23 protein-coding genes are annotated in these 24,702 nt (G+C 69.4%); 18 read left to right on the plus strand and 5 right to left on the minus strand.

Annotated elements, in window-relative coordinates:
- The 13 genes from MWU57_RS08050 to MWU57_RS08110 all read left to right on the plus strand — a co-directional run bounded on the left by MWU57_RS08050 (window position 1) and on the right by MWU57_RS08110 (window position 13,462).
- Window positions 1-795: a hypothetical protein gene (locus tag MWU57_RS08050; protein WP_246908638.1), complete on the plus strand. Its 795-nt coding sequence runs from the start codon at window positions 1-3 to the stop codon at window positions 793-795.
- Window positions 792-2,462: a CpaF family protein gene (locus tag MWU57_RS08055; protein WP_246908640.1), complete on the plus strand. Its 1,671-nt coding sequence runs from the start codon at window positions 792-794 to the stop codon at window positions 2,460-2,462. The genes MWU57_RS08050 and MWU57_RS08055 overlap by 4 nt, the downstream gene beginning before the upstream one ends.
- A complete protein-coding gene (locus tag MWU57_RS08060; protein WP_246908642.1) occupies window positions 2,462-3,367 on the plus strand; it encodes a type II secretion system F family protein in 906 nt (301 codons plus the stop codon). Before MWU57_RS08055 ends, MWU57_RS08060 begins: the two co-directional genes overlap by 1 nt.
- A complete protein-coding gene (locus MWU57_RS08065) occupies window positions 3,364-4,275 on the plus strand; it encodes a hypothetical protein (RefSeq protein WP_246908644.1) in 912 nt (303 codons plus the stop codon). Before MWU57_RS08060 ends, MWU57_RS08065 begins: the two co-directional genes overlap by 4 nt.
- A gap of 62 nt (window positions 4,276-4,337) precedes the next feature.
- Complete coding sequence (locus MWU57_RS08070; RefSeq protein ID WP_246908646.1) at window positions 4,338-4,541, plus strand: hypothetical protein; 204 nt, start codon at window positions 4,338-4,340, stop codon at window positions 4,539-4,541.
- 2 nt (window positions 4,542-4,543) lie between these two features.
- On the plus strand, window positions 4,544-4,960 hold the full coding sequence (locus MWU57_RS08075; protein ID WP_308221156.1) for a pilus assembly protein: 417 nt from the start codon (window positions 4,544-4,546) through the stop codon (window positions 4,958-4,960).
- Entirely contained in the window at window positions 4,957-5,418 is a 462-nt protein-coding gene (locus MWU57_RS08080) for a TadE/TadG family type IV pilus assembly protein (RefSeq protein ID WP_246908650.1), read from the plus strand. The genes MWU57_RS08075 and MWU57_RS08080 overlap by 4 nt, the downstream gene beginning before the upstream one ends.
- Before the next feature lie 52 nt (window positions 5,419-5,470).
- Window positions 5,471-5,860: a pilus assembly protein gene (locus tag MWU57_RS08085; RefSeq protein WP_246908652.1), complete on the plus strand. Its 390-nt coding sequence runs from the start codon at window positions 5,471-5,473 to the stop codon at window positions 5,858-5,860.
- Entirely contained in the window at window positions 5,857-8,892 is a 3,036-nt protein-coding gene (locus MWU57_RS08090) for a LysM peptidoglycan-binding domain-containing protein (RefSeq protein ID WP_246908655.1), read from the plus strand. Before MWU57_RS08085 ends, MWU57_RS08090 begins: the two co-directional genes overlap by 4 nt.
- Window positions 8,893-9,019: 127 nt before the next feature.
- Complete coding sequence (locus tag MWU57_RS08095; protein ID WP_246908658.1) at window positions 9,020-9,652, plus strand: hypothetical protein; 633 nt, start codon at window positions 9,020-9,022, stop codon at window positions 9,650-9,652.
- A 48-nt stretch (window positions 9,653-9,700) separates the two neighbouring features.
- Entirely contained in the window at window positions 9,701-10,600 is a 900-nt protein-coding gene (locus MWU57_RS08100; protein WP_246908660.1) for a hypothetical protein, read from the plus strand.
- A 185-nt stretch (window positions 10,601-10,785) separates the two neighbouring features.
- Complete coding sequence (locus tag MWU57_RS08105) at window positions 10,786-12,366, plus strand: hypothetical protein (RefSeq protein ID WP_246908661.1); 1,581 nt, start codon at window positions 10,786-10,788, stop codon at window positions 12,364-12,366.
- 289 nt (window positions 12,367-12,655) lie between these two features.
- On the plus strand, window positions 12,656-13,462 hold the full coding sequence (locus MWU57_RS08110; protein ID WP_246908662.1) for a DUF5677 domain-containing protein: 807 nt from the start codon (window positions 12,656-12,658) through the stop codon (window positions 13,460-13,462).
- A 673-nt stretch (window positions 13,463-14,135) separates the two neighbouring features.
- Here MWU57_RS08110 and MWU57_RS08115 read toward each other — a convergent pair.
- The 4 genes from MWU57_RS08115 to MWU57_RS08130 all read right to left on the minus strand — a co-directional run bounded on the left by MWU57_RS08115 (window position 14,136) and on the right by MWU57_RS08130 (window position 18,953).
- Entirely contained in the window at window positions 14,136-14,840 is a 705-nt protein-coding gene (locus MWU57_RS08115) for a hypothetical protein (protein ID WP_246908664.1), read from the minus strand.
- A gap of 45 nt (window positions 14,841-14,885) precedes the next feature.
- Complete coding sequence (locus MWU57_RS08120; RefSeq protein WP_246908666.1) at window positions 14,886-15,749, minus strand: hypothetical protein; 864 nt, start codon at window positions 15,747-15,749, stop codon at window positions 14,886-14,888.
- A gap of 486 nt (window positions 15,750-16,235) precedes the next feature.
- Window positions 16,236-17,573 carry an ArdC family protein gene (locus tag MWU57_RS08125; protein WP_246908668.1) on the minus strand — a complete coding sequence of 446 codons (1,338 nt, stop codon included), beginning with the start codon at window positions 17,571-17,573 and terminating at the stop codon, window positions 16,236-16,238.
- Between the two features lie 6 nt (window positions 17,574-17,579).
- Window positions 17,580-18,953, minus strand: coding sequence for a hypothetical protein (locus tag MWU57_RS08130; RefSeq protein ID WP_246908669.1), 1,374 nt, complete (start codon window positions 18,951-18,953; stop codon window positions 17,580-17,582).
- Window positions 18,954-19,460: 507 nt separating this feature from the next.
- On the opposite strand from MWU57_RS08130, the gene MWU57_RS08135 reads away from it, so the two are divergent.
- The 5 genes from MWU57_RS08135 to MWU57_RS08155 all read left to right on the plus strand — a co-directional run bounded on the left by MWU57_RS08135 (window position 19,461) and on the right by MWU57_RS08155 (window position 23,952).
- Window positions 19,461-19,748, plus strand: a complete 288-nt coding sequence (locus MWU57_RS08135) for a glutaredoxin domain-containing protein (RefSeq protein ID WP_246908723.1) — start codon at window positions 19,461-19,463, stop codon at window positions 19,746-19,748.
- Window positions 19,749-19,834: 86 nt separating this feature from the next.
- Window positions 19,835-20,086 (plus strand): hypothetical protein, encoded by a 252-nt coding sequence (locus MWU57_RS08140; RefSeq protein WP_246908671.1) that lies wholly within the window; start codon window positions 19,835-19,837, stop codon window positions 20,084-20,086.
- Between the two features lie 314 nt (window positions 20,087-20,400).
- Window positions 20,401-22,620, plus strand: coding sequence for an ArsR family transcriptional regulator (locus MWU57_RS08145; protein ID WP_246908673.1), 2,220 nt, complete (start codon window positions 20,401-20,403; stop codon window positions 22,618-22,620).
- Window positions 22,617-23,129: a hypothetical protein gene (locus MWU57_RS08150; protein ID WP_246908675.1), complete on the plus strand. Its 513-nt coding sequence runs from the start codon at window positions 22,617-22,619 to the stop codon at window positions 23,127-23,129. The genes MWU57_RS08145 and MWU57_RS08150 overlap by 4 nt, the downstream gene beginning before the upstream one ends.
- A 16-nt stretch (window positions 23,130-23,145) precedes the next feature.
- The gene (locus MWU57_RS08155; RefSeq protein WP_246908676.1) at window positions 23,146-23,952 is read left to right on the plus strand and encodes a TIGR02391 family protein; all 807 of its coding nucleotides are present in this window, start codon (window positions 23,146-23,148) and stop codon (window positions 23,950-23,952) included.
- A 52-nt stretch (window positions 23,953-24,004) separates the two neighbouring features.
- Here MWU57_RS08155 and MWU57_RS08160 read toward each other — a convergent pair whose 3' ends face one another.
- On the minus strand, window positions 24,005-24,628 hold the full coding sequence (locus tag MWU57_RS08160) for an AbiV family abortive infection protein (protein ID WP_246908679.1): 624 nt from the start codon (window positions 24,626-24,628) through the stop codon (window positions 24,005-24,007).
- Window positions 24,629-24,702 lie beyond the last annotated feature (74 nt).

Genomic DNA, 24,702 nt, shown 5'->3' on the forward strand with positions numbered 1-24,702 from the left:
ATGGCCCTGATCGCGCTCACCTCAGCCAACGGCTCCCCAGGGGTCACGACGACGGTGCTTGGCCTCGCCCTGTCCTGGCCGCGGCCGGTGGTACTCGTCGATGCCGACCCGACCGGGTCGCGAGCCATCCCTGCCGGGTACCTGCGCGGTGGTGAGCTGCCGACCACGCGCACCGTCGTCGACCTCGCTGTCTCCCTGCGGGCTGGCACCCTCGTCGCCGACCTGCCGAAGTCGGTCTTCACCCTGCCCGACTCGCATGTGCAGGCGCTGGCCGGCCCCCTCAACCACCTTCAGTCGCAGGCGCTCGGACCGTTGTGGGAGCCGCTGGCCGCCGCGTTGAAGGCGCTGGAAGGCAACGGCCAGGACGTCATCATCGACGTCGGCCGCCTCGGCCTGGACGGCAGCCCCATCCCGCTGCTCACCGCTGCGGACCTCGCGCTAGTGGTGACGAGGTCGAGTCTGCCCGCACTCGTCGGGGCGTCCTCCTGGGCACCGACTGTCCGCGAATGGTTCGAACGTTCCGGTGCTGGCACCAGCCTGGGAGCACTCGTCGTCGGACCGGGTCGCCCCTACGGCGAACGCGACGCCGCCAAAGTGCTCGGCATGCCCGTGGCCGCGTCGCTGGCGTGGGACCCCGAGTCAGCGTCCGTCTACTCCGACGGCGCCACACCGGGCCGCAAGTTCCAGACCGGAGCGCTGGCCAAGTCGCTGCGCGCCGCCGTCCAAGGGCTCGGATCCGCGCTCACGGCCGCGCGCATCGACCTCGGCTTGGCCGTCGAAGGGAGCTGGTCGTGAACGAGTTCCTCGAAGATGCGGCACCCGGCGGTGCCGGCGACCCGACGAACCTGCCGATCTTCGGCGTCCGGCCGAGCGGCACCACCGAGCTGCTGCCCGCGCCGTCGGTGAGCGGCAGCAACACGTCCAGCGACGCCGACGTCGACGCCGACGCGGCCGCGGCCGCGCCCACGCAGCCTGCGGCACACTCGCTCGCCGGAAGGCTCCGAGCGCCGAGTGCGCTGGCGCCCGAGGAAGCACGTTCCGCGACACGGTCTGTAGCGGCCCCTACGGGGGAGCCGACTGTTGCCACCCGGGGACACAGCGGCGAGCCGTCGTCGGGAAGCCTCGACTGGCAGCTCGTCGCCGAGCTGCGGACCCAGGCCTCGGACCTCCTGATGGCGTCACTGGGCGACGAGCGCGGCCAGGACATCGAGGCCGAGCGTGAGCGCGGTCGGGCGATCATCCACGAGCTGCTCGCCACCACGGCCGCCGACCGGATCCATGACGGCGAGCCCGCATGGAGCCTGGAGGTTCAGGCACGGCTGGCCGAGGCGGTCTACAACGCGCTCTTCGGCCTCGGGCGCCTGCAGCCCTACGTGGACGACGACTCGGTAGAGAACATCATCATCACCGGGGCCGACACGGTGTTCCTAGAGAAGACCGACGGCGACCTTGTCCGTGTGGAACCGGTCGCGGATTCGGACGCCGAGCTGCTGGAGTTCCTCCAGTTCGTCGCCGCTCGCCAGGAGTCCACCGCCCGGTCGTTCTCCGCGGCGTCCCCGACGATGCACATGCGCCTCGACGGAGGGCCGCGTCTGGCCGCCGCTGCGTGGATCACCGCGTTCCCGGTCGTCGTCATCCGTCGCCACCGCCTCGTGCGGGTCACGCTCACCGACCTCATCGCCCGAGACATGCTCACCCCCGTCCAGGCGTCGCTGCTGTCGGCGGCGGTCAAGGCGGGTCTGTCGATCGTCGTCGCCGGCCCGCAGGGAGCGGGCAAGACGACCATGGTCCGCGGACTGTGCGCCGAGATTCCCCAGCACGAGAAGCTCGGCACCTTCGAGACCGAGTACGAGCTGCACCTGCACGAGCTCAAGGACGTCCACCCCATCGTCGTCCCGTTCGAGGCGCGCCCAGGCTCGGGCGAGGTCGGCCCCGACGGCAAGCGGGCGGGGGAGTACACCCTCGACGAGGCGCTCTACGACTCGTTCCGCATGGCCCTGTCTCGGCAGATCGTCGGCGAGGTCCGCGGCTCGGAGGTGTGGGCGATGCTCAAGGCGATGGAGTCCGGGGCCGGTTCGATCTCCACCACGCACGCCGCTGACGGCGAAGCAGCGATCCGCAAGCTCGTCACCTGCGGGATGGAGGCCGGCCAGGCCAAGGACGTCGTCACTGCGAAACTCGCCGAGGCGATCGACCTCGTCGTCCAGGTCCACCTGGACACCACCGAGGTCGGCCCGAACCAGTGGCACCGCACCCGCTGGGTGTCCGAGATCCTCCACGTCACACCGGGCGAGGAAGCCAAGGGCTACGCCACCACGCGCGTCTACGTACCCAACCCCGACGGCGGGCCGGCCCTGCCCGGAACCTTGCCCGACGAGCTGCGCCGCCTGGAACGCCACGGATTCGACCTGGCCGGGTATATCGCCTCCGCACCCGGCGCGACCCAAGCGGGGGCCGCCTGATGCCGCTGCTCATCCCCGCCCTCGGCGGCGCACTCATCGTCGCCGGAATCATCGGCGTCATCGTGGGTCTGACCCCGCGATCTCCCGCCGTCTCAGCGCCGCGGATCTCACGGCGCTCGCCGCTGGCGGCCTGGTGGCGGCGCCTGACCAAGCGGACCAAGGTGCTGCTCGGTGTCGGCCTCGTTGCGGGCATCGTCGCGTGGCTCGTGACCGGATGGGCCATCGCGATCGTCCTCGGACCCCTCGCTGTCGCAGGGCTCCCTGCACTCCTGTCTGCCCCGGGCACCGACGAGCAGATCGCCAAGCTGGAGGGCCTCGAAGAGTGGACACGGGGGCTCGCGAGCGTGCTGACCGTCGGCGTGGGGCTCGAAGAAGCCATCCGGGCCACCTTGCGATCGGCCCCCGAGGCGATCCGGCCCGAGGCGACCGCGCTGGTCGCCCGGCTGCGTGCCCGCATGGGCACCGAGGCCGCGCTGCGGGCCTTCGCCGACGACTTGGACGACACCACCGGTGACATGGTTGCCGCGTTCCTCATTCTCGGCGCCCGCAAGCGTGGCCAGGGCCTGGCCGACGTGCTCACCTCGCTCGCCGAGTCCGTCTCGTCGGACGTCCGTGCGCGGCGCGCCATCGAAGCCGATCGCGCCAAGCCCCGCACGACCGCCCGCTGGGTCACGATCATTACCATCGCGGTGCTCGGCTACCTGCTGATCTTCACCGGCGAGTACGTCGCTCCCTACGGCACCGCTCTCGGCCAGCTGCTGCTCACCCTCCTGCTCAGCATCTACGTCCTGCTGCTGTGGTGGATGCGCCAGATGGCCAAGGGCGAGAGGCTGCCCCGGTTCCTGGGGCTGTCCGGCCTTGCTGGGACCGAGTCCCGTACGGCCACAGGGGCAGGTGCGCGATGACGACCGGACTGCAGATAGCGCTGGTCGGTGGCGCCTTGGCGGGGCTCGGCGTCGCGTTGCTCCTGTGGCGCCTCGTGCCCGCGCGGCCCGACGCCGCCGACGTCGTGCGGCGGTACTCCCCGCAGGGCGTCCGTGATCGCGAGGCCACCGCCAGCGCCGCCATGAGCACCACGAGCGTGACAGAACGCCTCGGCGTCTGGGCGCTGCGCACCGTCCCCGCCGCCTGGTGGGGCCGAACACCGACGCGCGAGCTCGCCCTCCTGCAGATCCCGCTGCACCGCTACTACGGCAGCAAGATCCTCTACGCGCTCGTCGGTCTGCTGATCCCGCCCGTCGGGATCTACGTGCTGTCCGTTGTCGGGATCACCATGCCGATCGCCGTGCCCGCGGCCGGATCGCTCGTGGCCGCCGCGGTGCTGTTCTGGCTCCCTGACTTCAATGCCCGCGACGATGCCCGCAAGGCACGGGCGGAGTTCAACCGGGCGCTGGGCGCCTATATCGACCTCGTCGCGCTCGAACGCCTCGGCGGATCAGGCAGCCGCGAGGCGATGGAACTGGCCGCGAAGGTCGGCGACAACTGGGTCTTTCGGCGCATCAGCGAAGAGCTCGCCCGCTCACGGTGGTCCGGCGTCGCCCCGTGGGACGCCCTCCACGCGCTTGCTGACGAGCTCGGCCTGCCCGACCTGGCCGACCTCGGCGACGTCATGCGCCTGACCAGCGAAGGTTCCCAGGTTTACGACCAGCTCAGAGCCCGGTCCGAGTCGGTGCGAGCCGCGATGCTCGCGGCCGAGCTCTCCAAGGCCAACGCCGCAGGTGAACGCATGACCCTGCCGATGGCGCTGCTGTCCGTGGTGTTTCTCGTGATCCTCGTCGTTCCCGCGCTCCTGCAACTGACAGGAGGCGCGTAGCACCGGGCCCGCAGCTCCTGAGCCCGTCCAGAAAGCACCGAAACCCACCCGGGGGAAGAACCATGAGCAAGTTCATCGCCACCATCTACTTGTTCGGCCTCGACGTCGTCGACGGCGTCAGACGCCGTCTCGGCCCCGACGAACGTGAGCGAGGCTCGGTGAGCATCGAGCAGGTCGTCATCACAGCCGCCCTGCTCATCGCCGCCGTCGCGCTGGTCGCGATCATCAGTAGCGCGATCGGCGACCGCGCTGCGGAGATCAGCTGACCGTGACCAGGGGGCACCCGCGCCACGGAGCACGTCCTGCTCGACGCTGCCACCGGGCGGGCGAGCGTGGCTCCGTCGCGCTCGAAGCCGCCATCGTCATGCCCGTCATCCTGGCCCTGTTCTTCCTCGGGCTCCAGGCGGCGTTGCTGTACATGGGGCGGACGGCGGCAGTGGCCGCAGCCCAAGAGGGGGCGCAGGTCGCCGCGGGGGAGTCCGGGACCATCGCCGGTGGGATCACTGCAGCCCAAGGGCTCGCTGACGCCTCCACCATGGTCCTGGAATCGACGTCGGTCACCGGTTCGATGACGGCAACGGAGGTACACATGACCGTCTCGGTCCGCGTCGCCTCGCTCGTCCCGGGGTGGCAGCCGAACGTCACGGCCTCGGCCGCGATGCCCGTGGAAGAGGTGACCGGATGAGGACGGCGCCGCGCCATGCACGACGGCGGTACGCACCGTTGCCCGGCGACCCTGAGCGGGGTTCGGCGAGCCTCGAGCTCGCCGTGCTCGCACCCGCGTTGCTGGTGCTGCTCGCTCTCATCGTGGTGGCGGGCAGGGTCGCCGTCGCACACCAGGCGGTCGACGGCGCGGCAGCGCAGGCCGCGCGCGCAGCGTCGCTGGAACGCACCCCGGTGGCGGCCACCGACCGGGCGCTCGCTGTCGCCGACGCGACCCTCGACAACTCCGGACTGCATTGCACCGGCACTTCCGTCGTCGTGGACACCGGCGGGTTTGCGGCGCCAGTTGGTACTCCGGCCAGCGTGACGGCGACCGTGACCTGCACCGTCGACCTGTCCGGCCTGCCCGTCCCCGGCGTCGGGCCGCAGACCATCACCAAGACCGCGTCCAGCGCCCTCGACACCTACCGGGAACGGTGAAGCGATGCGCCTCGTCTACCGCCGCACCACGCCGGACGCCGAACGTGGGTCCATGTCCGCGTGGGCGGCCGTCACCACGATGGCGATGCTGCTGTTCGTGGGGATCGGGGTCGACTTCGGCGGCCAGCTCCAGGCCATCCAGAACACCCGCGCCGTCGCCGCCGAGGCCGCACGCATCGGCGGACAGCAGCTCAACGCCCCCGAAGCGATCCGCGGACAAGGCGCCGAGGCATCACCAGCCACGGCCAGGTCCGCCGCAGCGGCCTACATCGAGGGAGCCGGGCTGACCGGCTCGGCGCGGATCGCAGACGGACGGATCGTCGTCGACACGAGCGCCACCTACCGAACGAAGATCCTGTCCCTGATCGGCATCGATAGCCTGCCAGCGAGCGGGCACGCCAGCGCCCGGATCGCACGCGCCGTCGAAGGGGTCGAACAGTGAACCTGCTGCGACGTCGTTTGCTCGGCCTGGCCGCCCTGGTCGCGATCCTCGCGATCATCATCGGCCTGCCCGCCGTGCTCTTCGCCGTCGGGGCTAACCCGTTCGCCGATGGTGTCTCCTGGGGAGACCTGACCCGTCCCGACGACGGATCTCTCGCCCTGGCCGCGATCAAGGTGATTGCGTGGATCGCCTGGGGCGCCCTCACAATCTCGTTGCTCGTCGAGATCGTCGCCCGGGTGCGCGGCATCCGCCCGCCGCGCATGCCCGGACTCGCGCTGCCGCAGGGCTGGGCGCAGGGCCTCGTCGGGGCAGCCGTCGCTCTGTTCGCCGCGGCCGGCCCGACGGCGGCCGTCTCGCCTCCGGCAAGCGCCGCCCCCCTTGCTGCGGTCGAGCCCGGCGTTGCCGCCGCCGACGTCGATCATGCGGCCACGGATGGCGCGGCCCGCTCGCAGGAGCAGACGGAGCAGCGCGACGCGCCAGAGACCGTCGCGTACACGGTGCAACCCAACGACTCCTTGTGGTCCATCGCGGAGCAGCGCCTCGGGGATGGGAACCGGTTCACCGAACTCGTCGCCCTCAACGCCGACCTGCTCGGCGGCAAAGCCGACTTCCTCAAACCCGGCTGGGTTCTCACCCTCCCGGCATCGCCCGAGCCTCCCGCCGCGCCCGCCGACGACCGGCGCACAGTGACGGTGCAGCCCGGCGACACGCTGACGTCGATCGCCGACGCTGAACTTGGCGACACTGGCCGGTACCGCGAGATCTTCGACGCCTCGACGGACATCACCCAACCCGACGGGGCACGCCTGTCGGACCCCGACCTGATCCAGCCCGGCTGGACGCTCGTCATCCCCGGCGTGCGTGGCGATGGCGAGCCGGGGGCGTCTCCGACGCCGGATCCGGCTGAGCCACCTGCCGCCGAGATGCCGACCGCAGAACCGGAGGCCTCGGAAACGGTGGACGCGGCGCCACGACCCGAGCGCGGAACCGGGGCATTGTCCGCTCTGCCCGGCGAGGCTCCGACACCTCCGGCCGCCGTGCAGAACGCTCCCGACGCCGGAGCATCCGAGACGGCCGCAAGCGGCGACGTCGACGAACCGGACTCGGCCGACGCATGGAAGGTTGCGACAGGCTCGGGCATCGGGACGATCCTGGCGGCCGGAGCGATCGCCGTCGTCGCCCGCCGCCGAGGCGCCCAGCAACGCCGCCGCAAGCCGGGCCAGACGATCCCGATGCCCGAGGGCAGCGCCGCGACCCTGGAACAAGAACTGCGGACGGCCGCCGACGAACTCGCCGTCCAGACCGTCGACGATGCCCTGCGAGGACTCGCGCGCCAGTGCTCCGAATCGGGTGAGCCCTTGCCGGGCGTGCGGGCCGCGAGGCTCACGGTCGACCGGTTCGAGCTCTACCTCGAGGAACCCGAACCTCTCCCGGCGCCCTGGCAGGACCTCGGCGACGGCTCCATCTGGGCTCTCGACGCAGGCCCGGCACTCGCGCCGGACTCGACGTCCAGCTTGGTCCCGGCCCCGTACCCGGCGCTCGTCACTGTCGGTCACGACGACACCGCAGGCCACATCTTCCTCAACCTCGAACGCATCGGGTCGCTCGGTGTCACCGGTACCGAAGAGGACGCACGCGCGATCGTCGCGGCCCTGACACTCGAACTGGCCACGTCGGTGTGGGCGGACGACCTTCAGGTCACCGTCGTGGGCTGGTTCGCCGACGTCGAAGGCGTCCTGCGCAGCGGCCGGATCCGGTGGGTCCCGACCATCGACCGACTGCTCGATCAGCTCGCCGAACGTGCTGATTCCGACCGCCAGGCGATCGCCGGGGCAGGGGTGCGCGACCTGGGCGCCGCTCGCTCCGCGGGCCTCGTGCCTGACGCTTGGACGCCGGAGATCGTCGTCGTCGCTGATTTCATGACCGAGTCGCAGAAGTCCAAGCTCGCGGCGCTCACGGCTCAGACGCCGAAGGTCGCGGTCGCGGCCATCACCAGCGGCGTGAGCGTCGGGCAGTGGGCGCTCCGAACGTCGCCCGGGGAGTCACGCGCGATCCTCGACCCCATCGCCATGCCGCTCACACCGCAACGTCTGGCGCTCGAACAGTACGACGACCTCCTGGGACTCGTCGCACTTGCCGACCCGGCGGGCCTTGTCGGCGACGGTGATCCAGAACCGTCCGTCACCCAGGTCGAGGCTCAGGCTCCGGAGCCTGAACTCGATTCGGACGCCGGCGAGCCCGACGGACATAACGAGGCACCGGCCACGCCGAGCGCACCGCGGCTCCTCGTCCTCGGGCCTGTCGACCTCATCGGCGCTGCCGGGACCGTTGAGGACTCCAGGAAGGCGCGCCTGCTCGAGCTGGCCGCCTACCTCGCGCTGCACCCGAACGCGACCGCCCCCGCGATCGACGACGCTATCTGGCCCGACCGCAGAACCGAGGACAACCTCAACACCCGCAACACCGCGACGTCGAAGCTACGCCGGTGGGTCGGGCAAGACGAGTCCGGTCAGGACTTCCTCCCGCGCCACGCCGCCGGCGGCGGATACGGGTTCACCGACGAACTCACGAGCGACGTCGGCGACTGGAATGCGCTGACGGGCGGAGACCCGCTGAACGGCTCGACCGAGAACCTGGAGGCAGCTCTCGAACTCGTGCGCGGCACACCCTTCGAGGGCACTCACCGCAGGCGCTATGCATGGTCGGAGCCGATCCGACAACGCCTCGTGTCGGAGATCGTCGATGCCTCGTACGCCCTCACCAAGCGCCGGCTCATGGAGGGGCACTGGCGAGCGGCCGAGGCCGCCGTCAGTGTCGGTCTCCTGGTCGACCCCGCCCAGGAAGCCCTGTGGCGGCTGCGCATCCTCGCCGCCCACGAATCCCGCAATCCTGCCGCCGAGTCCGAGGCCGTCGACCGCCTGCTGGCCATCACCGAAGAGCTCGAAGTCGACCTCGAACCCGAGACCGAACAACTCCTCGCCGAGCTCAAGAACCCCGGCGAGCCGACCAAGACCCGCCTTCGTGCATTGTGACGGGAGACCACGTGCGTCCACAGCCAGTCCGAACCGCGCGCCATCCACAGATCCGTGGTGGCGATGCCGGCGCACGGCCGATTGATCCTACGGTGGCCGCGAGGCAGCGGAGCGGAAGGAGGACGCGATGATGCCGACACGACTGGCTCTGGCGGCGGGCACCGTCGGGCTCACGGTGCTGCTTGCCGCATGCACAGGCGGAAGCAACGGCAACGACCGCCCGCTCCCGATCCCTACGGTCGCGCTGCCTTCGGCGACCGCATCGCCGACGCCGTCACCCAGCCCGACGCCGACTCTGAGCAAGGAGGATGCCGCCCAGCAGGCCAACGTCGATGACGCGCAGGGCCGCTTCGCGGAGTACCTCGAGGTGAGTGATCGGGTCCTCGCAGAGCCGGGCAGCGGTGATCCCCTCCGCACTGTGCGCCCGTACATCGGCTCGGAGGAGATGGTGACGTGGTGGCAGTCCGTGCCGCAGCAGTTCACCGACCAAGGGCTCCACCAGACCGGGACGTCCACCCTGGTGTCCGTGGATGTCACCGACTACGAGGGTGATCCCCTGAGCGAGGGCACGCAGATCGTGACGATGGAGGCGTGCGTCGACTTCACGGACGTCGAGGTCGTCGATGCCGACGGCAACCCGGCCGAGTCGAGCTATACGGCGACGACACCGGTTGTCCAGGACGTCGTCATGCAGCGGCAGCCGGATGATCGTTGGACCGTCCAGGAAGCCTCGACCAGGCAGCCATTCACGGAGTGCTGACCGATGCGGTACGCAGTCAGGGTCGTCTTCGCCGCAGTGGCCGCGGCGATGACTCTGCTGCCTGCCGTCGCGATCCCAGCGTCGGCCGCCGACCCCGTGACGTGTCCGCCGGGCCAGACACCCATCGGCGGCACCTGCTACATCGCGATCACCGACCCCGGCGAGGGCGGCGGAGGCAACGATGACGGGGGAGACGACTCGGGTGGTGCCGAGAATGTCAGCCGTGAGCCGGCTACATGCCACTTCGGGCCGCACGAGGTGCCGTGCGCCGTCGAGGGCTACACGTGGAACGCCGCCCGTGAGTGCTACGCGCGGCTCGCGGATCCGCAGCCGGGCCCCGATGATCCGGTTTGGGAGGGCCGCACCGAGGGCGTGATCGTCTCCTGCACTCCGCCGTGGTGCATCGTCGAGGGCGTCGGTATGGACGACTGCTGGAACGACATCTACTGGGCCGAGTCGCCGCCGGGAGCCAGCGGACCCTCTCCACGGGACCTAGCCGACCGCGCCATCGAGGCGATGAACCTGCGCGCGATCACGATCGGAATCGTCCCGGAACCCGTGGCCGGGAGCGTGGGCCTTGTCGGTATGCCTACTTGGATGTGGGCGGCAGAGCCCTCGGAGTCGTCGGCCGGGCCGATCACGAGATCGGCGTCGGCGGGCGGGACGACGGTGACGGCGACCGGGCGGCTCGACCGGATCGTGTGGTCGATGGGCGACGGCTCCGCGCCCGTCGCGTGCGGGGTGGGAACGTCGTATGCGGACTCCTACGGGAAGGCATCGTCGCCCGACTGCGGACACCACTACACCAAGCAGGGTCGCTACACAGTCACGGCGACGTCCTACTGGACCGTCGAGTGGTCCGGCGGCGGTCAGAACGGGTCGATCCCGCTGGAGTTCTCGGACTCCACGCAGATCACGATGGGCGAGGCCCAGGTCGTGGTCCAGTAGCCGATGCCGCGCCCACACTGTCGGTGGGTGCGCCCAACGGGCGAAGAGGGTGAATTCTCCTGGACGAAGGCGCCTGTCGGGCGTCGACTGTCCGTGGCCCGCACTACGGTCCTTCAGTAGAGGCGCGGCCGGGCCGTCCAAACGGGTTCGGGGTGTCTCGCCGACCACGACGAACTGGAGCTGGGATGGGCACGATCTACCGTGCGGTTTGGACCTCGGACGGCACCGACGAGGCGATCTCAGAGTGGAGAGCCCTCGTGGCCGCGTGGGCTACCGAGTCACAGACTTCAACGGAGCTGCCTGAGGGGCGGAGTGAGTGGGACGTGTCGCAGGATCGCCATCGCACGATCCTTCACCGATCGATCGATTCACACGCGTTCGCGGTCAGCACGATTGACCGCAGAGACGGCGACCCCACCGAGTGGACCACCTTGATCCAGGTCGTCGCCGATGACTCCGGTGTGCATGTCCTCGTGGAGAACAGCATGGACTCCGACGACCTGAGTCTGCGTGTGTCCGTAGGGCGACCACGCGTTGTCCACGACCTTCTTAGCGCCGCAGCCAAGCCCGTACTGGGGGCTAGCACTCTGCTTACGGAGCCTGTCTCTATTCCGGCGGCCGGCATCGATATCCTGACAGCCCTGCTTGCCAACCCCGAGCGGACCTTGCCCGTCATCGTCTGCTCCGAGCCAGGTGGCCAGCACGATCAAGCGTGGCTCGGGACGGTTGAGAAGATCGCTCGGAGGGCCGAAGGAGTAGCCGTTGTCGTAACACTTGATAACGAAGCGGTCACCGCATTCAGGAATGCACTCGGGGACCTTGCTATCTGGGGCGGCGGAATCCGGGTGTATGGGCCAGAATCTGTCACGGTTGAGGCAGACGGCTGGCGCCACCGCCTCTATTCACGCGATCGCCTCGAGGGAGCGCGGAGAGCGACAATCGATCGCATCGTGTATGCGGTGGCGCAACTGTCGACTCGGCGGCGGATCCCAGATGCGTTCGGTGTGTTCAATGAGAACGACGACGTCTCGGTCGACGCAACGTCTGTCGACGTGATACCGACGCGGGATTTTGACGAGGCTCGGAAGCAGTGGAAGTTCGATCTTGAGCTTGCGCTCGAGGAGCGTAGCGATCTTGAGAAACAGCTTGCGCGGACGAACGGCCACCTCGCGCGCATGAAGGACGAACTCATCGCCAAGGGGCTAGCCGACGTGATCTGGGGGACTGAACACGCGACGGAATCGTCAGTACCGGACGAGGTCCAGGACACGTCGGAAGCAGTTCTGGCCGCGCAGATGTATCTCACGAAGTGGCTCGTACTGCCGGACTCAGCGGCGAGGGAGTTGGCTGACATCGACACGGCGCCGACGTCATACGCCTGGGGAAACACGACATGGCGTGGGCTCCGCGCTCTCGCTGCGTACGCAGAGGATCGGGCGCACGGCTGGGACGGTGGCGGGTTCTGGGAGTGGTGCTCATCTGGGCCCTTGCTCGGGTGGCCCGCGACCTCGAAGAAGCTCTCGATGACTGAGAGCGAGAGCGTCCAGAACGACGGCAAGATCAGCCGAACGCGTGTCTTTGAAGTGGATCGCGCGGTTGACTCCGATGGCAGCATCACCATGCTTGCACACCTAAAGATCGCGGAAGGCGGCGGGAACCTCGCACCACGGGTTTACTTCTACGACGACACCAACGGCGCGACCGGCAGAGTGCACGTTGGCCTAGTAGGACCGCACTATCTCGTACCGAACAAGTCTACGAACTAGGCAGCGGTGAGCGACCGGAGTCCGGTTCAGGCAAGTAGTCAGTAATCAGTCCGGGCGACTGCGGCGAGTTTCGCGACTGTTGCGAGCAGCGCATCTTTACCGCTGCGCGCGACAGTCCGGTGGCACCACGAAGACGACGAGTCGGGTTCGGTCGAAGCAGCCAGCCGGACTTGCGCGTTCACGGACGCGGCACTGGCACCGTCGCCGATCCGGCAGACAGTACTTTTCGCGGCTTCGTTGATCGCATGCGCCACCGATAGCAGGAACCGAAGTAGGGTAGGGTCCGCGCATGGTGATGGACAGCGATTCGGTCCGCGAACGTCTCGACGAACTCGCAACGACGTGGGATGCAGAGGGAGACACGATTGAGCTCGCCACTCGCGAGTCGTACGTTATCGGCGTGGTTGTCTTCGGGCTTACGAGCCACTGCCACCACCTGAGCCGCGGGATCCGCGCGCTGGATCGGGCTGGGCTACAGCAGGCTGCGATCCCATTGGTACGCCAGCTGATCGAGTGTGCGATGACGGTGCTTTGGCTCGAGTGCTACGGCGAGCGTGCTGCACGGGCACTGATGCACGAGCACGCGCAGAACAGGGACAAAACCTTTGCCGAGTTCATCCGGACAGGAGGCAACCTTGACGCCGACACGCTCAAGGACGCCGAGGACTACCTGGCCGACCTCGAGGACGAGGCGAAGTCTGCAGGCCGGAAATTTCGGGAGCGCTGCGAGGACATTGAGGGCGGGCTTCACATGTACGCGTTCTGGCGGATCGCTTCGGGGGAGAGCCACGCGTCGACAGCGGTGTGCGACAAATACACGCACGAGGTGCCGGAAAGCCCTGTTGGCATTGCGCTATCGCCTGATCCGAAGCCGGGAGCCTGGGATGCCTGGCTAGGCACGAGTCTGACGATGTTGGTGCTGGCGTCGCTAGCGGCCGACCGGTTCGACAAGACCCGACGCCGGCGTACGCACCTCAAGGCGATCGCCCGGGAGGTCGGGACGGCAGTGAAGTGGAGCCGCACGACGACTGGGCTGAAGCGGCAGAGACAGTGGGAGAAGCGTCAATGGGCGATAGCGCGCGGGGACGCGTCCTGAAACTAGGTCATTGGTCGACTTCTCCCCGCAGCGTTCGAGGCAGCGGTCCTAGGCATTGGGACATGCCAGCGCTGCGTGATCGGATGTGTCCTCCGGTGCCCCGGAACAACCGCAGTTCGCCGGGGCGATGATCGACCGGGCCGTGGAGTCCGGGACCCGGGCGGTGTGGGTCGCCGGCGACGAGGTCTACGGCGGCGACGAGCGGCTGCGCGCGAACTTCCGCTCTCACCAGCTGGGATAGGTCATGCAGATCGCCGCCAGCCGACAGATGAATACCCGCGGCCGCATCGCGGTGCGCGATCTCGCCGCGCAGATGCCCTGACACGGCGTGGCAGCAGTCTTCCGCGGGCGAGGGATGCGAGGGGTACTGCTACTACTCCTGGACCCTGATCAGCATCGAACCCGAGCCCAAAGACGCTGGCGAGCTTCGCTCGCCCACGCATTCCGCACCGCCCTCGCCACGCTCGCCCGCACCGGAGACGAATCGTCGCCGTCCGGGCTGATCGCGATCACCGTCGCCGAGGCCCGACGTCTGTTCAACACCTTCGTCCAGACGGCGACCAGGACGGCCGAGCGCGCCCTCCACTGATCCCGCTGGAAGCGACGACACCGAGCGCGAGCCGCGCACTACCATCGACGCGTCACCGGAGGCCACGATTATGATCCACTACTGCTAGGCCCCGATGAGACCGACGGCGTTGATGACACCCTGGCTCAGAACTCCGCCGCCGGCGTTCGTGAGCACCGGGCGCAGGACCGTCTCGCGCAGCTTCTGCCACCGAGACTTGGTCTCTGCCGGAGCGGTCTCCTCGGCCATGACAGTCGCGCCCGCGAACTCGTGTACCGCGGAGCGGAAGTCGCCTGCGTGCCCGCTGCGCAGCGCGGACCTGATCCGCTCGAGCAGGGCGAGCAGGTAGTGGCGCGTCTCCTCCGAGACGTCGTCGATGGACTTCACGAACTCCACCGCTTCGTCGATCGCCGCAGCCACGCTGTCGACCACAGCCGGCGCCGGCATCAGCGCCGCACCACGGGACTCAAGCAGGTTCCCGAACGCGAGCAGCAGAGCATACTGGTCCTCAGAAATCACGGGCCTCGGCTGCTTGGGCACGCTGCTGTTGGCGTTCGTGGTGAACCCGTGCGTGATGCCGGTCTGCCACTTCGGCAGGGCGCTCCGGTACGGCGCGGCGCCGAGGTTCAGTGCCTCCACCTCACCAATCCGCTCCTCGACCTCAAGCAGGTACTGCATCGCGAGCCGAATCAGCGCGTCCTCGCTCATCCCGCGCTGTTTGGCGTACTCACGCCTCACCTGGACCGCGCCCTTGCCGTTCCCGTATTCCAGGTTCTTCAAGATCTCCGCGAGGTGGTAAGCCGGATTCATGGCCCGTACGCTATCCGACCCGCCACTACACCTCGCGTCGGTGGATCAGCACTGAGTCGCACCGGCACGGGCAGCCGCGCTCAGTTTGGCGACCGCGCGGGAGCAGCGCATCTTCACTGCCGCTCGTGATGCTCCGACGGACTCTGCGACGTGGTCGAAGCCCCAGCCGTCCGGCGTAATAGGGACGTATACGTCGGCAAGCATCTGTGCGTCCGCCGTCGTGACGACACCCTCGGAGACTGCCCACGTGAGCACGGTCAGCAGGTCGGCGTCGGGGTCGATCCCGTCGACGAGGCTGGGGGTTCCGCCGTCTGCTTGGGCGCGGACCGCTCGGTAGACGTCACGGTCCTGCTCTGGCGCGACATCCGTGTAGAGCGGTGTGGGGTCGAACGGCCTCGGCACGGCCTGACGAATGTGGCTCGTGACGCGCTTGACGGTGTCGAGCAGGAGATTGGATGCGACGCGCTGGCGGCGTCGGAGGACTGGGAACTCCGCTGCGACCTCCAGGAACTCCTCGACGACGAGCTGGCGTGTGGCCTCGGCACGGTCCGGTTCGCTGGTAGGCAACTTGGGGGTCGTGCGCGCGGCCAGTCCGGCGAGCCCGGGGAGCATCGCGTGGAGCACGGTCTGGCTTGCGAGCGGTTCCCCCGCCTGCGTGAGTCGAAGCAGCGCGAGGAGGAGGGTGTCCTTGCGTTGGTGGTTGCCGGCGTCGATCGCGTCCACGACGTCGGCGGGTCGGGAGAAGCCCTCGAAGTGCGGCTCGGTACGACCCCAGCGCTGTAGGGAAGCGGCCACCGTCGGGCGGGACTGCGTCCACACCCAGTCCTGGACGAGTTGCCGATAGAGCGCCGACGACGTCACGTCGGGAGCGACGTCGTGCTGTCTGAAAATCTTCTCGGCCCGGCGCATGGCATCCACCTCCGTGGTGTCGAGCCACGTCGGCGTGGTGGCTCTCCTGCCATGGAAGCCGTGGGGTCTTGCCCGAACTCTTGCCCGATGCGGATCTGTGGACAGACTCCTTCATCCACAGGGGTCGAGAGTCTTGCCCGCAGGACTCAGGTGCGGGTGACGGCGTTCGCCCAGACCCATGTCCAGCCCTCGCGGCCGTGGGTATCGACGTACCTCACGTGCACCTGTCGGTCGGTCCAGCCGATCGCGTAGCCGTCGCACTCGTGGTTGCCCGACTGCCGCGATCCACACCCGCACCGGGATCGGGTCGGTCGGCTCGATGATTCGCTGACCGGCACGCTGCTCCTTCGGGGCGTGGTTCGCCGCGTCGCGCATCGGCACCGAATCGATGCCGCGATCAGTCAGATACCGCCGACCTTCCCCGGTCATGCACTTCCTCCGGCGTAGAACATGTGTTCGATAATATCGTGGCAGCCGACCGGGTCGTCAGGGTTCGAGGCTCCAGCCGACGTCCGAGACAGGGGAGGGGCTCGGATCGGGCTCAGCATCCCAATCGGTGTCTACACCGGCTGCCTGGGCGAGGCGTCCGTAGAAGGCGTGCGCCTCGCCGTTCGCGCCGGTGGAGCCGAAGGCAGGCATGCCGGCGTCGACGGCCGCACGTTGGATGGGTTCGGCGAGCACCTCGATCGCGGAAGAGCCCCACCGAGTGTTGGCACCGAGGTAGACGACGGCTTCGGCGAGCTCGCGGGCGTGCGTGGTCAGGTGGGTCGCGAGGGCCTCGGCGACGTCGTCGGTGGTCGCCGGTGTCGTTGGTCGGCCGGGCGGCTGGTGGCTTTCCTGGCCGAGCGACGTGTCGGCCATCGCAGCAGCATGCGGCGCGGTGGCCACGGCAACCGGCTCCGCTGTCCGCTCGTGCTGGACGGTCGGTGTCGCCGGTTCCTCGACGGCACCGGCCGCGGCGTCGCTCGTGAGCGCGTCGGCGAGGGTGTGGGCGCAGCGCAGCACGCGGTCGGCGGTGTCCTTGATGAGCTGGGGGTCGCAGTCGGACCACCCGGCGACGTACCCGATGGAGTACTCGGCGGTGTCGAGGCCCAGGAGACCGGCGGTCACGTAGGCCACGGATTCGGCCTCGGTCTCCTTGAGGCCACGGTGTGCGACGTAGTCCTCGATCCCGTCCTCGGCGTGCAGGGTCGCGTGCGCGGCCTCGTGGAGGGCGACCTTGGCGGACATCGCTGGCGACAGACCAGAGTCGACGACGACGCGTCGTGAGTCGTCCATACTGGTGAGCCCATTGGTCTCACCGGGGATGGCCTCGCGGGTGACGGTCCAACCCTGCGACGTCAGGTAGTCGACGACGGCGTCGTAGATCCCGGCAGGGTCTTCGCCGTCGAGCCGGACGGGGCCGGCGGGTGTGATCGCGTTCTCGGGGTCGATCGGGTCGCACTGGGTGATGTCGAAGACCGGGACGGCGAAGAACAGCGTGCGGCGCTGCTCGGTTTCCTCACCGGTAGCGGGGTCCTCGACGGTCTCGGTCACCGAGCGGCCGCCGAAGATGCGGATGGCCTTCTCGCCCTTGCGGACCTGGTAGCCGCGGTCCTGCCAGGTGCGGTAGCCGGCGACGGCGGTCGCGTCGGGGTTCTGCGCGAGGATCAGCAGGAGGTTGTTGATCGAGTAGCCGTTCATGTGGCGGGAGAAGTCGAGGAACCGGGTCCAGTTCGTCGAGTCGCGCAGGTTCTCCACCTCGGTCGCGATGGTCGCGTGCAGGGCTTCGGCTTCCGCCTTGCGCTGCTCGGGCGTCTTGCTAGTGCGGACCTTGCGGGCCATCGCAGCTCACCACCCGAGCTCGGCGTCGGGGGCTGTTGTAGGCCCGACGTCGAGCATCACTGGCGACGGCGCCGCCTGGCTTCCAGGTTCGGTTGAGGGCTCGTCGGCGAGTTCGAACGTCCAGCCGAGGAGGCCGAGGTCGTAGGTGCCGTCGAGGTTCGGGGCGACGGCGTCCCGATCGGTCAGCGTTCCGTTCTCGAGGTGCTCGAGGCGGAGGACGTCGTCGCTGTCGATCCGCCCGCGCAGCCATTGCGGGTCCAGGTGTCCCAGGAGGGCTTCGAGCGTGGCCCGGTCGACGACGGGTGCGGCCCAGCCGTTCCATCCCTGGTGGTAGGCGACGGCGGTGAAGGTGACGCTGTCGAACGCCGGGTGCGTGAACCGTGGCGTGCCCGACGCCGGACCACCCGGCTGCGGGGGTCCCTCACGGACCGGCGTTGGTGAGGCGGGTCCCGCGACGGACTGGGCGGACAGGTCGCCGAGAAGTGCAGCGGACGGGCTCGGGTGGTCGGTGGTGACGCGCTCGATGGTGGGCGCGATCGTCGCGGTGATGGCGTGGTCGACGACGTTGTCCAGGGCGTCGGTCAGCCGGATCCACACCTGCCGCGCCCACGCCTCGACCTCGTCCCGTTGGCTGTCGGTCAGGTTGCTGGCGCCGCGCCATTCGACGTCCTCGGTGTACGCTTCGCCGGTCCAGACTCCGGCGACGGTGAGCAGCTCGGCCCCGCCGACGTTGACGGTCAGTCGGGTCTCGCCGTCGGTGGCACGTCTCCCGGCCACGTCGGAAACTGGGAGGTCCTCGGGCCACTCGGGTAGCGACGGGTGGTGCCGCGTCCCGGTGTCGATCAACGCTGCGGGGACGACGACGCCGTCGGTCGCCAGCGCCCCCAGTTCTTCGGTGGGCGGGATTGGTTCGGGGAAGGCCGCGGCGATCGCGTCGGACAGGTCGAGCTCGGCCGCTGCGCGCAGGTCCAGCCGGTCCACGCGGTCGCTGCTGGCGATGAGCCACGGGTAGGGCGGGAGCGCTTCGCGTGTCTCGACGTCGTAGGTGAAGTCGCTGGGCAGGTCGGTCAGGGGTCCGTAGTGCGCGGCCACGACGGCGTCCCACGGGGCGCTGTGCCGATCCGCGGCGATCGGTGTGCCTGCCGCGTCGAGGATCGCTCCGGGCTCGAAGTCGACCCCCTCCTGGTCGGAGGGTTCGAGCTCGAGGTAGGTCGCGGCGGGGAACTCGGCCCGGATGGCCAGCGCCGCTGCCTTGGCGGTGGCCTGGTGGTACAGGGCCTCACCGACCGTCGTGGTGCGCCGCAGCCGGTGCTGTGCGACGTCCCGCAGCGTCCGCGTCTGATCCGCCATCTGGGCGGCGTGGGGGTCGAGCACGTTCATGAGGCCCTCCAGGTGCCAGGGGCCGAACCCGACTGCCCGGCTCCTCTCACCGAGGTCATCGCCGCACGGACGGCAGAAGCGCCGTCGATATCGGTCGCGCGCTTGCCTGCGGGCCGGCGATGTACGGGGCGAAAGGAGGCCGTGATGACCGATACCGACCGCGGCGCAGCCCCCGACGCCGAGCCCACGGCTCCGCCGAGCGAGCAGCCGCCGACCGGCGCGCAGATGGCCGCCGCGCGTGACCGCAACGCGGAGGTCTACCCCCGCGACGAGCAGAGCCACCTGCGAGCACTGGCTGACGACTCGGCCGCGCGGGTGATCGTCGCCGGCGACACCCTGCCCGACGTTGGCACGGGCTATCGGGCCGCCGCCCAGGACGCGGCTCAGGCCAACGAACAGGTGACCCGCGCCGAGGCCCGCCTGGTCGGCGCGCTGGCAACCTCGGACGGCACACTGCGCGAGCTGGCCGACACCACGGGGCTGGGTGTCGACGACATCGCCCGGGTGTTGGGGCGCGACAAGGTCACCGTGCTGTCCAAGCCCGGATGCGTCCAGTGCGACGCCACCGTGCGGGCCCTGGAGAAGAAAGGCATCGACTTCGTGCGGGTCGACGTCACCGACGACGCCGAGGCTCTCGATCTTGCGCGCGGGCTCGGCTACCTGTCCGCGCCGGTCGTGGTGACCCCCGAGGGAGAGCACTGGGCAGGATTCCGGCCCGACCGGATCGCCGACCTGGACGCCGGTCCTGGCCGCGAGCCTCCCGCCGCACCCACGCTCGTCGGGCCGGGACAGTGAACGCCCACCGCGCTGCCGGTTCCCGCGAACACGCACGGGCTGAGGTGTACCGGGATGCTCGCTCGAACCTCGCCACCCTGCAGGCGATGCTGCCGGACTTCTCGGCCCTGTCGTACACCGAGGTGCTCCTCGCCCTCGAAACCGCGACGGACCTCCCGGTTCCGGTAGCGGTGCCTGTCGAGTCCGGGGACCGCGCCCTGCTGTACGTGCGGGCACGCACCGCCGTCGAACTCCTGGTCGAGCACGGCGATCGCCTGGGGCTCGAGCTTGTGATCGCCGACCTCGACGCCGTCTGGTCCGATGACGTGCGCACCAGGGGGGCAGGGGATCTGCCGTGACCTACGGGCAGAGCGCTGCAGCATTGCGGGACACGCTGGGCCGGCTGCTCGCGATCCAGCGAGTGCGCCCCGCCCTGGACGGGCGCGACGCGCGCCGCGAGCTGGCCGGCAGGCTGTTCGCGGACGGCTACTCGTGGAACGAGGTCGAGCGCGCCCTCGGTATCGGCCGCGAGCTGCTGCGCGAGTACCACGCGGCGTTCCGCGACGACGGCCGGTTCGCAGCGGGCCCGCGCCGTACGGCGAGCGAGGCGCTCCAGGATGGCGGGTTCGACGTTCGCCCCTTCGCCGAGCGCGAGCAGGACCGGCAGCGCGCCATGCGCGACGCCGTCGCGCTCCTGGTCGAGCGCGGCTACGAACACCAGCAGATCGCGGTCGCCGTCGCCGCTGACGTCCACACGGTCCTGCGATACCGCCGGCTGTTGGAGGCAGAAGGCTGGACGCCGACTGTCGTCACCGCCGCCAGCGCCCTCGAGGAAGCGGGGCTCAAGGTGCCCGACCGGGCAACGACACCTCGCGGGACTGAGCGCTCCGCCGCGTACCGACGTCTGATCGGCTTCCTGCGGGGGCGCGGCCACGAGCAGCAGGAGATCGCCGACATCCTCGGTCTGAACGTCGGCACGGTCCGCACCTACCAGCGGCGCCTGGAAGCATCCGGTTGGACGCCCGAGCCACGACCCGACCCGGCCGAGGTACTGGCCGACCACGGCATCAATCTCAGCGCGAGAAGCCTCGGCGACGAGACCCGCGAGATGGTCACGTTCCTCACCGAGCGCGGATACACCCAGGAGCAGATCGGCGATGCCCTCGGCCTGGACCGCGCCTCGGTCGCCTACCACCAGTCCGTGCTGCGCGACGGCGGGCAGATCGCACCGCGCGACAACGGACCCGAGGTGCCGATCGAACAGGCCATCGCCAACCTGGCCACCGAGGTGCCCGAACGTGCCACCCCCGAGCAGCGCATCGCCACCGCCGAGCAGATAATGCGCTACCGCGCCGAGGTGGTCGCGTACCTCGCCGCCGTCGTCGAGAAGGCTGCCGAAGCCCGCTTTGCGACGACGGCGATCGGTGCCGCGAACCCCGCATACCGGCTACGCGCCGCACTCCTGGAACTGCGCGACGCCGAGAACACGCGAGCCTCCGCAGACGACCTTGGCACCCCGCAACCGATCCGCGCCGTCGAGTTGTGGCGGCAAGCCGCGGTTGCCGCGGTGGCGGGGCGCGAACGCGACCTGCCGACCTCGCTAACCCGCGACCAGCGCGCCGCCGCCCTGAGAGACACGGTCACCACCCTGCGAGCACTGGTCGCCCTCGACGAGCGATACGCCGCAGCCCGCGGCTGGAAACGCCTCCCCACGACGGTCGGCCCGAAGCCCGACGAGTGGGCGCTGCCCGCCGTCGTGCTCGACACCGCTGCATGGGCCGCCGACGCACCGACGGCGGACTACGCCATCGACCGCCTCGGGCCGCCAGCGACAGACCGGCCGCCAGGTCCGCCGCCAGCGACTTTCGGGGCTGCCGCCGCCGCGCTCGACCGGGCCGCCGCCCACCTGGCGGGCGAACCCGAGCCGGTCAAGGCCACCGTGATGCGCTGGCTCGTCGATGCGCAACGCCGCATCGCCACCTACGCCCGCCACCAGGCGCTCAACCTGGACCTGGACGAGGTCGCGGGCGTCCACGAGAAGCGATACCACTGCTACGACGACATCGACGGCGTCCTGACCGACGTCGCCAGCACCGCAGGGTGCGAATCGGTGGCCGTCGTCGAGATCGCCGAGGCCGGGCGCATCCTCAAGCACACCCGTCGCGGCACCGAACCCGAGCACACCGACCTGACCTTCGCGAGCCAAGCCCTCGACGCCACCATCTCCCGGATGCTGCGCCTCGGGGCGGCCGGCTACTACTTCCAGCGCACCGAGCGCCTCGCCGTCGAACGACCCGGCGGCTCACTGGTGCGACGCGCCGTCGCCGTCTACGAACCCATCACCCCCGAGAACAACCCCGGCTACGCACCCGCCTGGCTCGAGCTCGAACGGGTAGCCGCCCCGCGCGAGATCGCCCGCTCACCCGAGCGAGAGGCATTCACCGCTCGCCTGGACAGCCTGGCCGCGGACACCCTCGCTGTCACCCAAGCACGCAACCACGCCCTCTACCCGGACGACGACGGCCACCGCGTGCTTGCCGATCACGCGTCCGCCGAGGTGATCGCTGGCATCTACACCCTTGACGCGGCGGGGGCCGCGTTCACCGAGGCTCGAGCACGCCTCGTAGGAGCTCTCGCGGCGACCAACGGCACACTCGCCGAGCTCGGCAACCGATGCGGACTGGACCCCGGGGAGATCGCCTGGCTCATCGAACCCGCCCGTGCCATCGACGCTGGAACCCTTGTGGCAGCGCCGGAGCGGGGCGAGGGCGAACTCGCGTTCGGCGGCGCTGTCGGTGGGTCGCAGCAGACTGAACTCGAGACCGGACGGAACGACCAGCCGGGGACCCTCGTGGGCATCGGGCCGGCCAGTACGGAAGGACCAGGACTATGAGCAAGCGGCGACGCTGGACTATAACCGCCGACGTCGTGCTCGCCGTCTGCGGGCCGGTCTGGCTATTCAGCAAGGGCGCGGATGAACCACCAGGCGCCGTCGTGGCCGTCGTTGCCGCGTGGGTGTTCCTCACCGTCGGGGCGCCCTGGGCCGTCGTGCGGATCGTCCAGCTGCACCGCCGGTGGCGCGAAAACGGCCGACCGTTCGCCCAGGCGCCCCGAACCCTGGTGCTGACGGTGTGCCTGGCCGCGGCGCTCGTCCTGGCCGGCATGACGATCGGCGGCCCCGTCGGCCGCACGGTCGTCAACCTCGCGGGACTCGCACTGCTGGCCTTCGGCGTCTTCGCGTTCCTGGCGGCGTTCACGCCGCTCGGTGGAGTACTCATGGCGCGCTCAGAAGCGCGCCGACCCGGCTTGAGGTTCGGCAGATCATCGATGAGCTGCGGGACGCCGGAGCCGTTCCCTGACCTCCCTCGGCGCCCCTGGCTTCAGGAGCAGCCGCACGAGTAGCTCTCAAAGGAGTCCGATGGCAAAACCTCCCGCGTCCTTCCCGCTGGCAACGATCGAGAGCGTCGCACGCGCGGTGGGTGACCTCTACACCGGTTCCGAACTGACGATCCTGCTCGCCGAGGCAGGCCTGCGGGACGACCCCGGGGTCAGCTTCACCAAGTGGCGTCGGATCGCGCACGCCGCCGCCAACCAGCAGGCGCGCCGTCAGAACGGACAGCCGGTCGTCAATCTCGTCGCCGCGGCGATGAGCCCACACCGAACGCTGAGCCGGGTCCATCAAGCCGCGGTGGCCCGGGACGAGATCAACCAGCACCTGTCTCTGGTCGGGCTACGGGTCCGCGACGACGGCAAGCTCGCGCGCACAAACCGGACCAGCACAGACGTCGAAGCAGCAGCCCGCACCACCCGGCTGCGCGCGCTGCTCACCCAACGCGGCGCCCACGCCGAGGTCCTGACATATTGCCGGCCTGAACTGGTCCGCGCGGACTACTACGAGGCCGTGTTCGAGGCGATCAAGGGCCTGGGCAGTCGACTACGTCAGATGACGGGGGAGGACCTCGACGGACCGAAGCTGGTGGAGGCCGTCATGGAAGGCCGGTCGCCGCGGGTGCTGATAAACCCCGGACACACTGCGACCCAACGCAACGAGCAGCGCGGCGTCGCACTGCTCGCCAAGGGGCTGTTCGCTGCCTTCCGTAACCCCGCAGCACACGAGCCGCGCCTGCACTGGACCATGTCCGAGCACGACGCTCTGGACGTCCTCGGAACGCTCTCCCTCGTTCACCGGCGCCTCGACTCCGCCGCCGCGTCCGCGCATTCCTGATGTGGATCCTCACCACCGCCGTTGGGCTGTTCGACACTGAGCGCCTTCGCACCTACTCGTCCGGGCCGCGCGCCAAGACGCCTTCGAGCCGGGCCTCCATCTCTGTGATCGCGGGGATCGGCCCGCCCACCACGCTGGCTCTTAGCGCATCCTCTGTGAGAAACCACTTGATCATGTCAGCGACCATCCAGACCTGGCCCCTCAGGTCTGGCCTGTTGATCTCGTGGGGCACCGTGAACGAGCCGTCTTCTTCGAGGTCGACATAGAAGCCCTTCTTTTTCGCCTGGTTGTCCTCCTGGGCAATCCCCGTTAGGTGGGCGAGGAGCCACTCGGGATCGTGAGCCTTTACGAACTCGACTTCCACAGGATTCGGACTGCCCGGGAACTCGACCAGCGGGATCAAGAAGCCGCTCGCCTCCGCCAGCTTCGGGACGTGATGCAGCCCTTGCTTGCGCAGTTCAGGCACTTCGCTCGGCGTCTCGTCGCCGTTGCTCCAAGCGCTCCAGAAGGTCTTGTAGACCCAGACCCCCTTGCCGACTTCCTCTTGCGCAAGGACAACGAGCGACTGAGCACGCGGGGAGGGGATCAGGGCGTCGGCCTCGACGACGAGTCGCGACGCGTTGTCGAGAAGTACCAGCCAGTAGGTGCGGGCAGCCGCCGGCGTCATCATCGCCATGTCGCCAGGCTACGGGGTCGACAGTCGAGTGGGAGGGGATCGAATGCGCGGCGGTCGACTTGCTGCTGTCCGGT

The sequence above is a fragment of the Isoptericola sp. S6320L genome, from assembly GCF_023015685.1.
Classification (GTDB): Bacteria; Actinomycetota; Actinomycetes; order Actinomycetales; family Cellulomonadaceae; genus Isoptericola; species Isoptericola halotolerans_A.

Excerpts from the sequence above, each read along its gene's own strand:
- MWU57_RS08050 (WP_246908638.1), top strand. The coding sequence starts at position 1 with ATGGCCCTGATCGCGCTCACCTCAGCCAACGGCTCCCCAGGGGTCACG.
- MWU57_RS08060 (WP_246908642.1), top strand. The coding sequence starts at position 2,462 with ATGCCGCTGCTCATCCCCGCCCTCGGCGGCGCACTCATCGTCGCCGGA.
- MWU57_RS08065 (WP_246908644.1), top strand. The coding sequence starts at position 3,364 with ATGACGACCGGACTGCAGATAGCGCTGGTCGGTGGCGCCTTGGCGGGG.
- MWU57_RS08070 (WP_246908646.1), top strand. The coding sequence starts at position 4,338 with ATGAGCAAGTTCATCGCCACCATCTACTTGTTCGGCCTCGACGTCGTC.
- MWU57_RS08080 (WP_246908650.1), top strand. The coding sequence starts at position 4,957 with ATGAGGACGGCGCCGCGCCATGCACGACGGCGGTACGCACCGTTGCCC.
- MWU57_RS08085 (WP_246908652.1), top strand. The coding sequence starts at position 5,471 with ATGTCCGCGTGGGCGGCCGTCACCACGATGGCGATGCTGCTGTTCGTG.
- MWU57_RS08095 (WP_246908658.1), top strand. The coding sequence starts at position 9,020 with ATGATGCCGACACGACTGGCTCTGGCGGCGGGCACCGTCGGGCTCACG.
- MWU57_RS08100 (WP_246908660.1), top strand. The coding sequence starts at position 9,701 with ATGACTCTGCTGCCTGCCGTCGCGATCCCAGCGTCGGCCGCCGACCCC.
- MWU57_RS08105 (WP_246908661.1), top strand. The coding sequence starts at position 10,786 with ATGGGCACGATCTACCGTGCGGTTTGGACCTCGGACGGCACCGACGAG.
- MWU57_RS08110 (WP_246908662.1), top strand. The coding sequence starts at position 12,656 with ATGGTGATGGACAGCGATTCGGTCCGCGAACGTCTCGACGAACTCGCA.
- MWU57_RS08115 (WP_246908664.1), bottom strand. The coding sequence starts at position 14,840 with ATGAATCCGGCTTACCACCTCGCGGAGATCTTGAAGAACCTGGAATAC.
- MWU57_RS08120 (WP_246908666.1), bottom strand. The coding sequence starts at position 15,749 with ATGCGCCGGGCCGAGAAGATTTTCAGACAGCACGACGTCGCTCCCGAC.
- MWU57_RS08125 (WP_246908668.1), bottom strand. The coding sequence starts at position 17,573 with ATGGCCCGCAAGGTCCGCACTAGCAAGACGCCCGAGCAGCGCAAGGCG.
- MWU57_RS08130 (WP_246908669.1), bottom strand. The coding sequence starts at position 18,953 with ATGAACGTGCTCGACCCCCACGCCGCCCAGATGGCGGATCAGACGCGG.
- MWU57_RS08140 (WP_246908671.1), top strand. The coding sequence starts at position 19,835 with ATGCTGCCGGACTTCTCGGCCCTGTCGTACACCGAGGTGCTCCTCGCC.
- MWU57_RS08145 (WP_246908673.1), top strand. The coding sequence starts at position 20,401 with ATGCGCGACGCCGTCGCGCTCCTGGTCGAGCGCGGCTACGAACACCAG.
- MWU57_RS08150 (WP_246908675.1), top strand. The coding sequence starts at position 22,617 with ATGAGCAAGCGGCGACGCTGGACTATAACCGCCGACGTCGTGCTCGCC.
- MWU57_RS08155 (WP_246908676.1), top strand. The coding sequence starts at position 23,146 with ATGGCAAAACCTCCCGCGTCCTTCCCGCTGGCAACGATCGAGAGCGTC.
- MWU57_RS08160 (WP_246908679.1), bottom strand. The coding sequence starts at position 24,628 with ATGGCGATGATGACGCCGGCGGCTGCCCGCACCTACTGGCTGGTACTT.